At 68.1% G+C, this 12,170-nt stretch carries 14 protein-coding genes; 5 read left to right on the plus strand and 9 right to left on the minus strand.

Annotated elements, in window-relative coordinates; genetic code table 11:
• The 5 genes from AC1D2K_RS17945 to AC1D2K_RS17965 all read right to left on the minus strand — a co-directional run.
• Positions 1–285: hypothetical protein (locus AC1D2K_RS17945; RefSeq protein ID WP_478090188.1), on the minus strand; the 285-nt coding region annotated here is incomplete at its 3' end.
• A gap of 86 nt (positions 286–371) precedes the next feature.
• Complete coding sequence (locus AC1D2K_RS17950) at positions 372–542, minus strand: hypothetical protein (RefSeq protein WP_478090189.1); 171 nt, start codon at positions 540–542, stop codon at positions 372–374.
• Positions 543–577: 35 nt separating this feature from the next.
• A complete protein-coding gene (dbpA, locus tag AC1D2K_RS17955; protein ID WP_478090190.1) occupies positions 578–1,987 on the minus strand; it encodes an ATP-dependent RNA helicase DbpA in 1,410 nt (469 codons plus the stop codon).
• Positions 1,984–2,250: a translation initiation factor IF-1 gene (gene infA / locus AC1D2K_RS17960; protein WP_286371838.1), complete on the minus strand. Its 267-nt coding sequence runs from the start codon at positions 2,248–2,250 to the stop codon at positions 1,984–1,986. The genes dbpA and infA overlap by 4 nt, the downstream gene beginning before the upstream one ends.
• Positions 2,251–2,304: 54 nt before the next feature.
• Positions 2,305–2,553 (minus strand): hypothetical protein, encoded by a 249-nt coding sequence (locus AC1D2K_RS17965; RefSeq protein WP_478090200.1) that lies wholly within the window; start codon positions 2,551–2,553, stop codon positions 2,305–2,307.
• Between the two features lie 409 nt (positions 2,554–2,962).
• Between AC1D2K_RS17965 and AC1D2K_RS17970 the strand changes: the two genes are divergently transcribed.
• Entirely contained in the window at positions 2,963–4,048 is a 1,086-nt protein-coding gene (locus AC1D2K_RS17970; RefSeq protein ID WP_478090191.1) for a S1C family serine protease, read from the plus strand.
• A gap of 8 nt (positions 4,049–4,056) precedes the next feature.
• Here AC1D2K_RS17970 and AC1D2K_RS17975 read toward each other — a convergent pair whose 3' ends face one another.
• Positions 4,057–5,112: a sugar phosphate isomerase/epimerase family protein gene (locus AC1D2K_RS17975; protein ID WP_478090192.1), complete on the minus strand. Its 1,056-nt coding sequence runs from the start codon at positions 5,110–5,112 to the stop codon at positions 4,057–4,059.
• Between the two features lie 163 nt (positions 5,113–5,275).
• Between AC1D2K_RS17975 and AC1D2K_RS17980 the strand changes: the two genes are divergently transcribed.
• Positions 5,276–6,157 carry a gamma-glutamyl-gamma-aminobutyrate hydrolase family protein gene (locus AC1D2K_RS17980; RefSeq protein WP_478090193.1) on the plus strand — a complete coding sequence of 294 codons (882 nt, stop codon included), beginning with the start codon at positions 5,276–5,278 and terminating at the stop codon, positions 6,155–6,157.
• A 12-nt stretch (positions 6,158–6,169) separates the two neighbouring features.
• Here AC1D2K_RS17980 and AC1D2K_RS17985 read toward each other — a convergent pair whose 3' ends face one another.
• Entirely contained in the window at positions 6,170–6,331 is a 162-nt protein-coding gene (locus tag AC1D2K_RS17985; RefSeq protein WP_478090194.1) for a hypothetical protein, read from the minus strand.
• Positions 6,332–6,342: 11 nt separating this feature from the next.
• A complete protein-coding gene (locus AC1D2K_RS17990) occupies positions 6,343–9,273 on the minus strand; it encodes a DNA topoisomerase III (RefSeq protein ID WP_478090195.1) in 2,931 nt (976 codons plus the stop codon).
• Positions 9,274–9,500: 227 nt separating this feature from the next.
• Between AC1D2K_RS17990 and AC1D2K_RS17995 the strand changes: the two genes are divergently transcribed.
• From AC1D2K_RS17995 to AC1D2K_RS18005, 3 genes are read left to right on the plus strand one after another with little or no spacing between them, the layout of a single operon-like run.
• A complete protein-coding gene (locus tag AC1D2K_RS17995; protein ID WP_478090196.1) occupies positions 9,501–10,094 on the plus strand; it encodes an SET domain-containing protein in 594 nt (197 codons plus the stop codon).
• A 2-nt stretch (positions 10,095–10,096) separates the two neighbouring features.
• Positions 10,097–10,894, plus strand: coding sequence for a biotin--[acetyl-CoA-carboxylase] ligase (locus AC1D2K_RS18000; protein WP_478090197.1), 798 nt, complete (start codon positions 10,097–10,099; stop codon positions 10,892–10,894).
• Positions 10,891–11,082, plus strand: coding sequence for a sporulation protein (locus AC1D2K_RS18005; RefSeq protein ID WP_478090198.1), 192 nt, complete (start codon positions 10,891–10,893; stop codon positions 11,080–11,082). Before AC1D2K_RS18000 ends, AC1D2K_RS18005 begins: the two co-directional genes overlap by 4 nt.
• A gap of 9 nt (positions 11,083–11,091) precedes the next feature.
• Here the strand turns inward: AC1D2K_RS18005 and AC1D2K_RS18010 are convergent.
• Positions 11,092–12,170, minus strand: a 1,079-nt coding sequence (locus AC1D2K_RS18010; RefSeq protein ID WP_478090199.1) for an ATP-binding protein, incomplete at its 5' end; no start/stop codon positions are given.

A 12,170-nucleotide genomic window follows, 5' to 3' on the forward strand; every position in this document is an offset into this window, starting at 1 on the left:
GCCCAGCAGCTCGGCCAGCCGCAGCACGATCCAGCACGCCTCGCCGGCCGAGACCCCGGCATCGGGCGAACTCAGGCCGTCGTGGATGCGCCGCAGGATCTCGTCTTCCGACGGCACCTCGACGTGGTGCAGCAGCTGAGCGTGCTGCACCAGGTGGTTGGCGAGGTCCTCGCAGACCTCGTAGCGCGCGCGCACCACCGCGATCGGTTCGGCCAGGCGCTGCCTGGCATCCGTGTAGACCGCGAAGAACGAAGGCGGGATGTCGATCTGGTAGTCGTCGGACATGATTCAGCAAGGCGCCCATGAAAAACGCGCCCGGAGGCGCGTTTCGGCGAGGGGACGGCGCAAGGCGCGCGGCCCGCTCGAGGCGATCAGCCGCCCTTCTTGGCCCGCTTGCCCGGGTTCTTCTTGCTGCGGGTCGCGGTGCCGCGCTCCAGGCTCACCTTCTGGCCGCCGCCCGACTTGGGGACGTTGTAGCCAGGCATCGGAACGGGCTTGGGGGTGGCAATGCGGTCTGCCTCGGTGCGGATTTTCTTGGGCATGGAAAGCTCGGATAAAAAGAAATCGAAGGACGTGATTAGGCCACATCGTCGAGCAGCCGCACTTTGACGGACTTGCCCTTGACGCGGCCGGTGGAAAGCTTGTGCACGGCCTCGCGCGCAATGCGCCGGTCGACCGCCACGTAGGTGGAGAACTCGTTGACGTTGATCTTGCCGACCTGCTCCTTCGTGAAGCCGGCCTCGCCGGTCAGCGCGCCCAGCACGTCGCCGGCGCGGATCTTCTCCTTGCGGCCGCCGATGATCTGCAGCGTGGCCATCGGCGGCTGCAGCGGCGCGGCGCTGCCGGCCGTGAGTTCGGCCAGCGGATGCCATTCGGACTCGCGGCCCTGAAGCTGCTCGATCTTGCCGACGCTGCCCATCTCGTCCATGCTGGCCAGGTTCAGCGCCAGGCCCTCTGCATCGCCGCGGCCGGTGCGGCCGATGCGGTGGATGTGAATCTCGGAATCGGGCGTGACGTCGACGTTGATCACCGCCTCGAGGTCGGCGATGTCGAGGCCGCGCGCAGCGACGTCGGTCGCCACCAGCACCGAGCAGCTGCGGTTGGCGAACTGCACCAGCACCTGGTCGCGCTCGCGCTGCTCGAGCTCGCCGAACAGGGCCAGCGCGCTGAAGCCCTGGGCCTGCAGCACCTGGACCAGGTCGCGGCACTGCTGCTTGGTGTTGCAGAAGGCCAGCGTGCTCTGCGGCCGGAAGTGGTTCAGCAGCAGGCTCACGGCGTGCAGGCGCTCGGTGTTCTTCACCTGGTACCAGCGCTGGCGGATCTTGCCTTCCTCGTGCTGCGCCTGCACCGTGATCTGCTGCGGGCTCTTCATGAACTGCGCGCTGAGCTTGGCGATGCCTTCGGGGTAGGTGGCCGAGAACAGCAGCGTCTGGCGCTCCTTGGGGCACAGCCGCGCGACCTTGGCGATGTCGTCGAAGAAGCCCATGTCGAGCATGCGGTCGGCTTCGTCGAGCACCAGCGTGTTGAGGGCCGAGAGGTCCAGGCTGGCGCGTTCGAGGTGATCCATGATCCGGCCCGGCGTGCCGACCACGATGTGGGCGCCGTGCTCCAGGCTCGCGAGCTGCCCGCGCAGCGCGACGCCGCCGCAGAGGGTGACCACCTTGACGTTTTCCTCGGCCCGCGCCAGGCGGCGGATCTCGGTCGTCACCTGGTCGGCGAGTTCGCGCGTCGGGCACAGCACCATGGCCTGCACCGCGAAGCGTCGCGGATTGAGGTTGGCCAGCAGTGCCAGCGCGAAGGCGGCGGTCTTGCCGCTGCCGGTCTTGGCTTGCGCGATCAGGTCCTTGCCGAGCAGCGCCACCGGCAGGCTGGCCGCCTGGATCGGCGTCATCTGCAGGTAGCCGAGCTGCGTCAGGTTCGCCAGCGCCTGCGGCGAAAGCGGCAGCGTGGCGAAATCGGTGGCGTGACCGGTCACGGGGACGGTCAACGGCGCTGCGAGTTGTTGCCGCCGACCGGCGGGGGACCGCGACGTTCCAGATGCCGGAACGTGATGCGGCCCTTGGTCAGGTCGTAGGGCGACAGCTCGAGCGACACCTTGTCGCCGGCCAGGATGCGGATGTGGTGCTTGCGCATCTTGCCGCCGCTGTAGGCGATCAGCTGGTGGCCGTTGTCGAGCGTGACGCGGTAGCGCGAGTCAGGCAGCACTTCGGTCACGGCGCCGTTCATTTCGATCAGTTCTTCCTTGGGCATGAATTACCTTTTGAATGGGTTTGTCGTAATTGGATAGGAAATCGGTATGCGGAATCAAGCGGCGCAAGGTGTGTGCGCGACGCTGCGTTCGCGAATCCAGCCCAAACCCTGGTCGATCGCGTAGCGGACGGCCGCGGCGTGGCTGGCAAAACGGGGCGTGAAACGCATCACGCGGTCGTGCGTGCCGCTGCCGCGGCCGGATCGGATCGAGACCGATGCCGCAAAGCGGCCGTCGTCCAGATCCTTGATGAGCGGCGAGACAAGGTACTTGCCCACTGCGATGCTGTGTTGAATGATGTCCATCGAAAGCCTTGGCACCCCGCGACGCCGCGGAATGCTGAAATTGAATTTGAATAAAACGAGCGCAGGCCGGCCGGATATGGCGCCCACCGGAGCGGACAGCGCGCTGTTCGCTTCAACAAAGTACGAAGGCAGTGGTGGCAAATCTTGGGCGCCCGGTCTGGCGCTCCAACACACTGTGGGTGCCGGCTTTCAATGTTGGGCCTGGAGATTCCAGGCCAGCCGGCAAGTGACGAAAGTGCTTCGTCGTTAAATCGAAACGAACCCCGGATTCTAACCGATCTGGCACGACAGTTGCTATTTCATCTCTGTGACAGGGCTGCGGGTGGCTTTCGCGCCACCTGCCGCCGGGCTTGCGACGGGGGCGCTTGGGGCGCACCATGGCGGGACCACCGTTCCAAGGAGCGCGGCCATGCAAGTCACAGCGCCATCTGTCCGGTTGCCGCGTTTCCCATGGCTGACGCCCACGCGGCTGGCATCCCTGCTGGGTGCCGCCGCTTTGCTTCTGGCCTTGCCGGCCACGCCGCCGGCGACTGCGGCGACCCCTTCCCCTGCCGCCGCGTCCAGCGCCCAGGTGCAGGCCCTCCGGCGCGCCGGTGATGCGGTCGTCGCGCTGAAGGTCGCCGCCACCGAAGGCGCGACTTCGGCCGACAGCCTGGGCCAGCAGCGCTGGGGTTCGGGCGTGGTGATCGGAGCCGACGGGCTCATCCTCACCATCGGCTACCTGCTGCTGGAGGCCGAGACCATCGAGATCGTGACGCAGGACGACCGCACGCTGCCGGCGCGCCAGGTGGCCTATGACCTCGCCACCGGCTTCGCGCTGGTGCGGCCGCTGGTGCCGCTTCGCGGCATCGAGCCGGTGCCGCTGGCAGGTGTCGCGAACCTGCAGCCCGGGGAGCCGCTGCTGGTCGCCACCGGCAGCAACAGCGGCACCGAGGTGGGCTTCACGCGGCTGGTCGGGACACGCCCGTTCTCGGGCTACTGGGAGTACCACATCGAGGCCGCGGTCTTCACCAGCCCGCCGGTCGCCAACCACAGCGGCGCCTCGCTCTTCAACCGCAACGGCGAGTTGCTGGGCGTCGGCAGCCTGTTCGTGCTCGAGGCGGCCGGCCCCGATCGCACCCTGCCGGGGAACATGTTCGTGCCGGTCGATCTGCTGCGCCCGGTGCTGGCCGAGATGCAGTCCACCGGCCGCACGCGCGCCAGCGTGCGGCCCTGGCTCGGCGTCTCGTCGTCGGAGCGCGGCGGCCATGTGGAGATCGTGCGCGTCGATCGCTCGGGGCCTGCGCTCGCCGCCGRCCTGCAGCCCGGCGACGTGGTGCTGGAGATCGACGGCGTGCAGGTCTCGACGCTCGAGGCCTTCTACAAGCAGCTCTGGACCCGGCCTGGCGCCGAGGCGGACGTGGAGCTCACGGTGCAGCAGGGCTCGGAGATCCGCAAGGTCAAGGTGCATGCGGTCGACCGCATGCAGACGCTGCGCAAGCCAGAGGGTATCTAGCGGCGCCCTCAGCCGAGGCCGAGCATCTTCCGGTTGCCCGCCGTGTCGGTGCCGCCAGCGGCGAAATCGTCGAAGGCGCGCTCGGCCACGCGGATGATGTGGTGGGCGATGAACTCGGCGCCCTCGCGTGCACCATCCTCGGGGTGCTTGAGGCAGCACTCCCACTCCAGCACCGCCCAGCCCGGAAAGTCGCAGGCCGCCAGCTTCGAGAAGATGGCGCCGAAATCGACCTGTCCATCGCCCAGCGAGCGGAAGCGTCCGGCCCGGTTGATCCAGGGCTGGAAGCCGCCGTAGACGCCCTGCTTGCCGGTGGGATTGAACTCGGCGTCCTTCACGTGGAAGATCTTGATGCGCTCGTGATAATGGTCGATGTAGTCCAGATAGTTCAGCTGCTGCAGCACGAAATGGCTCGGGTCGTACAGGAGGCAGGCGCGCGGATGGTTGCCCACGCGTTCGAGGAACATCTCGTAGGTGACACCGTCGTGCAGGTCCTCGCCCGGATGGATCTCGTAGCAGACGTCCACGCCGGCCTCGTCGAACGCGTCGAGGATCGGCCTCCAGCGCCGCGCCAGCTCGTCGAAGGCCTCTTCGATCAGGCCGGCCGGGCGCGGCGGCCACGCGTAGAGGTAAGGCCAGGCCAGCGCGCCCGAGAAGGTCGCGTGCGCGGTCAACCCCAGATGGGCCGAGGCCTGCGCCGCGTAGCGCAGCTGTTCGACCGCCCATTGCTGCCGCTTGACCGGATCGTTGCGGACCTCGGCCGCCGCGAAGCCGTCGAAGCTCGCGTCGTAGGCCGGATGCACCGCCACCAGCTGGCCTTGCAGGTGGGTCGACAGCTCGGTGATCTCGAGGCCGTGGCCGGCCAGGGTGCCTTTCACTTCGTCGCAGTAGGTCTTGCTCTGCGCGGCCTTCCGGAGATCGAAGATGCGGCTGTCCCAGCTTGGTATCTGTACCCCCTTGTAGCCGAGGCCCGAAGCCCAGCCGGCGATGGCGTCCAGCGAGTTGAAGGGGGCGTCGTCGCCGGTGAACTGGGCCAGGAAGATGGCCGGGCCCTTGATGGTCTTCATGCGGGGTCTCCTGGGTCATGAGGGGATGCCGACGATGCTAGCGCGGCATGCGGCCGGACGCTGCGGCCGCTTGGCCATCGCCATGCACGAGCCGTCGGAACGTTTCACAATGGCCGCTTCAGTTCAACCGAGGGGTGACGCGGCGTGCGCAGCCCCGAACGCGATGTCACAAACCGTTTCCGGACGACTCAAGATCGGCTTGTCGGCCTGCTTCTCCCACGCCGACCCGACGCGCTCGCTGTTCACCAACAAGACGCTGCAGTATGTCGAGCAGTCGATCGCGCACTGGCTGATGTCGGCCGGCGCGATGGTCGTCATGGTGCCCTGCCCGACCGGCGAGACCGCGCGCGGCGACACCAAGCTCTCGCACTACGCCGAATGGCTCGACGGCGTCGTGATGCACGGCGGCGCCGATGTCTGGCCCGGCAGCTACGGCGAGGTGCCGCTCAAGGACGCCTGGGTCGGCGACCGTCTCCGCGACCTCTACGACCTGGCGCTGGTCGAGGCCTTCGAGCAGGCCGGCAAGCCGATCTTCGGCGTCTGCCGCGGCTTGCAGCTGATCAACGTGGCCTTCGGCGGCACGCTGTACCAGGACATCGAGGCCCAGCATCCCAACGGCCAGCAGCATCGCGACGCCGTGGCCTACGACCAGAACTACCACGAGATCAGCATCACGCCCGGCTCGAGGCTGTCGAAACTCTATCCGGGCWTGGAGAGCGCGCGCGTCAACAGCATCCATCACCAGGGCGTGAAGGATCTCGCGCCCGGCTTCGAGGTCGACGCCTGGAGCATCCCCGACCGGATTCCCGAAGCCATCCGGCGCAAGGCCGACCGTGGACGCAGCTACATCGCCGCGACCCAGTGGCACCCGGAGTTCCACACCTACGGCGCGACCGACACGGTGGACGACACCGCCATCCTGCAGGACTTCCTGTGGGCCTGCGCGACGGCGAAGGTCAGCCCCAAGGGGCCGCTGCGCAGCGCGCCAGGACGCATCCGCAATCGCGCGGCACGGCTGCTGCGGCAGGCGCTGCTGAGGCGCTAGAGCGAACAGGCCCTAGCGGTTCTTGTAGCCGCTGACCGCGGCGTCCACCGTGCCGAACACGGTGATGCCGCTGCCGCCGGCGGCCGTGGCGCCCTCACCCGCGGGCCCGCGCGAAGCGCAGCCTGCGAGCAGGCACAGCGCGGCGGCGAACCCCACGGCGACAAGTCTCTTCATGCGGATCCCCTTCATGCGCTCAGGTGCTTGCCGACGATGCCGGCCAGTTCGAACATTGTGACCTGGTCCTTGCCGAACACCGGCTTCAGCTTGGCATCGGCATTGATGGCGCGCTTGTTGGCCGCGTCCTGCAGGCCGTTGGCCTTGATGTAGTCCCACAGCTTCTTGATGACCTCGGTGCGTGCCACCGGTTCGGCGCCGATCACCGCGGCCAGCGCGTCGCTGGGCTTGAGGCCGGCACCGGGCTTGCGCGGCGCCTTCGGTGCCGCAGCTTTCTTGGCCGCCACCTTCTTCGCCGCCGGTGCCTTCGCGGCCGCCTTCTTCGCTGCGGCGGGCGCCGCCTTGGCGAAGGTCTTGCGCGGCGGGAACTTGCTGGTGCGCGGCTCGAACTCGAAAGCCACCTTGCCCTCGTCCTTGTTCCAGGCCAGGAAGGCCTTGAAGGGGCGGCGCGTGCGCATCGAGACGAACTTGTCGAGCAGGTCGGTCTTGCCGGTGGCCAGCAGCTTCTCGACCTGGGCCCGATCCACCGGCTGCTGCAGGATGATCTTGCCGGTCTTGAAGGTGCAGCTCGGCGTCGGCTGCTCGTTGGTCGGCACCGACTTCTCGCAGACGTAGTTGCTGCCGTGGTCGAACACCGGCGCGCCGCAGACCGGGCATGGCCCCACGGTGTCCTGCTGGCTGAAGTCGACGATCTCGCCGCTTTCGGCATTCTTGTCGTCGCCGAAATCGAACTCCAGCTTCCAGTTCTTCGCTTCCTCGTCGAACTTGAGCACGATCTCGGAGGTGAACGGCCAGCCGGCCTTGGAGCGGAAGCCTTCAAGCGGGCCGATGTGCTTGTCGCGCAGCAGCGCCTCGGCCTCGGCCACTTCGAAGGTGCGGCCGGCCGGCGATTTGCCGAACGAGAAGCCGCAGGGTTCCTGGCCCGGCTTGCCGGTGCAGCTGTAGCGGCGGTAGTTCTCCTTCACCACGCCGCCGCAATTCGGGCAGGGCGTGGCCAGCGTGGCGTAGTCGCCCGGCACGGTGTCGCGGTCGTATTCCTTGGCCTTCTTGACGATGTGTTCCGTCATCTCGGCGATCTCGCGCATGAAGGCTTCGCGGCTGAGCTTGCCGTGCTCCATCTGCGCGAGCTTGTACTCCCACTCGCCGGTCAGTTCGGCCTTGGAGAGCTCCTCCACGCCGAGCCCGCGCAAGAGCGTCATGAGCTGGAAGGCCTTGGCGGTCGGGATCAGCTCGCGGCCTTCGCGGATCATGTACTTCTCGGCCAGCAGGCCTTCGATCGTGGCCGCCCGCGTGGCCGGCGTGCCGAGGCCCTTCTCCTGCATCGCCTCGCGCAGTTCGTCGTCGTCGATGGTCTTTCCCGCGCCTTCCATGGCGCCGAGCAGCGTGGCTTCGGAATAGCGCGCCGGCGGCCGGGTCTTCAGGCCCTTGGGATCGACCGATTCGGCCTTCACCACTTCGCCGGGCTTGACCGGCACCAGGCGCTTGCCGTCCTTGTCCTCTTCCTTCTCGTCGTCCTCGGCTTCCTTGCCCCAGATCGCGAGCCAGCCGGCCTTCACGAGCACCTTGCCGTCGGTGCGGAACGGGTACTTCTTGCCGCCCTGCTCCACCGTGCTGATGCGCGTCGTGACCTGGTATTCGGCGCTCGGGAAGAACACCGACATGAAGCGGCGCACCACGAAGTCATAGAGCTTCTGCTCGGCGTCGGACAGGCCGCTCGGCGCCTGCAGGGTCGGGATGATCGCGAAGTGATCGCTGACTTTGGCGTTGTCGAAGATGCGCTTCGACGGTTTCACGTAGTTGTTGTCGACCGCCTGCTGGGCGAAGGGCGCGAGGTGCTTCATGCCGCTCGTGGCCAGCATCTTCATCGTGTCCTTGACCACCGGCAGGTAGTCCTCAGGCAGCGCGCGCGAGTCGGTCCGCGGGTAGGTCAGCGCCTTGTGGCGTTCGTACAGGCTCTGCGCCAGCGCCAGCGTGGTCTTGGYGCTGAAGCCGAAGCGGCCGTTGGCCTCGCGCTGCAGCGAGGTCAGGTCGAACAGCAGCGGCGAGGCGCTGGTGGTGGGCTTGCTTTCCTCGGTGACCGTGGCCGGCTTGCCGCGCGCGGCGTCGGCGATCTCGCGCGCCTCGCGCTCGTTCCAGACCCGGTCGGCACGCTGCTCGGGGTCGGGCACGCCATCGGGGCCGGGCGGCGGCTTCTTCCAATTCGGATCGAACCACTTGCCCGGGTACTCGCCCGCCTCGGCCGCGAAGCGGCCGTGCACCTCCCAGTAGTCGCGGCTCACGAACTTGCGGATCTTCTCCTCGCGCTCGACCACCACGGACAGCGTCGGCGTCTGCACCCGGCCCACGGTGGTCAGGAAGAAGCCGCCGTCGCGCGAATTGAACGCGGTCATGGCCCGGGTGCCATTGATGCCGACCAGCCAGTCGGCCTCGGAGCGCGAGCGCGCCGCATCGGCCAGGCCCTGCATCTGCTGCTCGGTGCGCAGCTGATCGAAGCCGTCGCGGATCGCCTGCGGCGTCATCGATTGCAGCCACAGGCGCTTGACCGGCTTGCCCAGCGGCGCCTTGCCGCCGGCGTACTGCTCGATCAGGCGGAAGATCAGCTCGCCCTCGCGGCCCGCGTCGCAGGCGTTGACGAGCTGGGTCACATCCTTGCGCTTGGCCTGCTTCACGACCGCGTTGAGCCGGGTCTTGGTCTTGTCGACCGGCTTCAGGTCGAAGCGCGGCGGGATGACCGGCAGGTTGGCGAAGCTCCACTTGCCGCGCTTGACGTCGAACTCCTCGGGCGCCTGGATCTCCACCAGGTGGCCGACGGCGCTCGTCACGACGTACTTCTCGTTCTCGAAGTGCTCGTCGTGCTTGTCGAACTTGCCGGCCACCGGCGTGAGCGCGCGCACGATGTCCTGGGCCACCGAAGGCTTTTCTGCAATCACCAAAGTTTTCATCTGCGAATCCTATTCATTCTGTTCACCCGCACGCGCCAGTTGCCGACCCCGCCCCGCAACGCAAGGCGGGACGGGCCAGCAGGCCGCCCCAAGGCGGCCTGCGCCCCCTCGGGGGGGCAGCGAGCCCCAAAGTGGAGAGCGTGGGGGCGACATCCTTACAATCTGGCGCTTCTCGCGTGCGTACGCGCACGCGCATGCGTACATATTCAAACTAACAGACTTCGGCGATGCCCTCCAAATCCCCCACTTCCGGCGGCCGCCGAATCCAGACCCGGCGTTCCAGCGTCCATGGCAACGGCGTCTTTGCCGTCCAGGATATTGCGGAAGGCGAAACGCTCATCGAATACAAGGGCGAGATCATCTCGTGGGAGGAAGCGCTGCGCCGCCACCCGCACGACCCCGCCCAGCCCCACCACACCTTCTACTTCCACATCGATGACGATCGCGTGATCGACGGCAACGTCGACGGCAACGCCTCGCGCTGGATCAATCATTCGTGCGAGCCGAGCTGCGAGGCCGACGAGCAGGATGGCCGCGTCTTCATCAAGGCGCTGCGCAACATCGCCGCCGGCGAAGAGCTCAGCTACGACTACGGCCTGGTCATCGACGAGCCCTACACGAAGAAGCTGAAGGCCGATTTCCCGTGCTGGTGCGGCTCGGAGCAATGCCGCGGGACCTTGCTGGCGCCCAAGGACGACGACGAGGGCAAGAAGGGCAAGAAGAAGAAAAGCAAGAAGAAGGACAGGAAGAGCGACAAGAAGTCCTCGAAGAAGTCTGAAAAGAAGGCCGGCAAGAAGAAGGCCGACACCGACAAGCGCTGAACATGGCCGCACCCTGGTTCGAGGACGAGATCGCGCAGAGCCTGGCACCCTTGCTGCCCGGCCTGCGCGTCGAGGTGGTGGCCGAAATCGACTCGACCAACAGCGAGCTGATGCGCCGTTCGCGCGATGGTGAAACCGGCGCGGTGCTGCTCGTGGCCGAGCGCCAGACCGCCGGGCGCGGCCGGCTCGGCCGGCCCTGGCAGAGCGCGCAGGACGCCGGCGAACCCGCCTCGCTGACCTTCTCGCTCGGCCTGTCGCTGGCACCGCGCGACTGGTCGGGTCTCTCGCTCGCGGTCGGTGCCAGCGTCGCCCAGAGCCTGGACCCGTCGCGCAGCGCCGGCCTGGCGCTCAAGTGGCCCAACGACCTCTGGGTGCAGGAGCGCAAGCTCGGCGGCATCCTGATCGAGACCGCCCTGCTCCAGCCCGACGCGCTCGAGCGCTATCTGGTGATCGGCATCGGCATCAACATCGGCCCGCGCGAAGCCGCCGGCCTGAGCACGCCGCCGGCCTGGATGAAGGAATGGCGTCCGGCCGCGGCACCCGGCGAGGTGCTGCGCGAGATCGTCGAGCCGCTGGTGCGCGACGTGCAGCTCTTCAACGAGCGCGGATTCGTGCCCTTCGCGGCCCGCTTCGCCGAGCGCGACCTCCTGCGCGGGCGCGACGTGCGGCTCAGCGACGGCACCGAAGGCCACTGCGAAGGCGTCGGCTGGGGCGGCGAGCTGCTGGTGCGCACCGCCGACGGCGTCAAGAGCATCAGCAGCGCCGAAGTCAGCGTCCGCCCGCTGCGCGTGCCGCCATGATCCTGCGCCTGGCCGTGGTCGCCCTGCTGGTCGCCAACCTGGGCTATTTCGCCTGGACCCGCGGCGCGTTTGCCCTGTTCGGCGCCGAGCCCGCGCGCTTCAGCGAGACCGAGCCGCAGCGCCTGCAGCAGCAGGTCCGGCCGCAGATGCTGCAGATCCGCAAGAATCCGCCGCCCGCCAAACCCTGACCGGGCCCCCTAGGACCCCGCGCGGTCCCGGGATTCGTGGGGATTGGCATCGATCCGCAGGCTCACCAGCGTCCCCGGCGGCTGCTGGCCCGGGTGCGCGTCTTCCAGCCGCACGATCGCGTGGTGCTGGCGCGCGATCTCGCGCACGATCGGCAGCCCCAGGCCGGAGCCGTCGGCCTCGTTGCCGAGCACCCGGTAGAAGGGCTCGAACACCAGCTCGCGCTCGTGCGCCGCGATGCCGGGGCCGTTGTCCTCGACCTGCAGCACGAGCACGTGGCCGAAGGGGTCGGCCAGCACCCGCGCGGTGATCACGCCGGGCCGCTCGGGCACCGACGGCGTGTAATTGATCGCGTTGTCGACCAGGTTGCGCACCAGCTCCTTCAGCAGCGTCGGATTGCCTTCGAACACCACGCCGGGCGAGCCCGCCTCCGCGCCCTCGTAGCCCAGGTCGATGCGCTTGTCGATGGCCCGCGGCACGGCCTCGCGCACCACCTCGATCGTGAGTCGCGCCAGGTCGCAGGGCTGGCGCCCGATGGCGGCGCCGCTGCCCTCCGCGCGGGCCAGCGACAGCAGCTGGTTGACCGTGTGCGTGGCGCGCACGCTGGCGCGGCCGATCTGCTTGAGCGACTGCTTGAGCTCGTCGGCATTGGCGCCCTCGCGCTGGGCCAGGTCGGCCTGCATGCGCAGGCCCGCCAGCGGCGTCTTGAGCTGGTGCGCGGCGTCGGCAAGGAAGCGCTTCTGGGTGCCGATCGAGTCGTTGAGCTTGCTCAGCAGGTCGTTGACCGACAGCACCAGCGGCACCACCTCGAGCGGCACCGAGGATTCGTCGAGCGGGCTCAGGTCGCCCGGCTTGCGCTCGCGGATGCGCGCCTCGACCACCGACAGCGGCTTGATGCCGCGCACCAGCGCCAGCCAGATCAGCAGCACCGCCAGCGGCAGAATCGCGAATTGCGGCAGCAGCACGCCCTTGATGATCTCGGTGGCCAGCACCGACTGCTTCTCGCGCGTCTCGGCCACCTGCAGCAGCGCGAACGGCGCGTCGGGCGTGCTGCCGGCGACCCAGAGCGAGGCGATCCGCACCGTGCGTC

This window comes from Variovorax sp. P1_H12_2 (genome assembly GCF_056405335.1).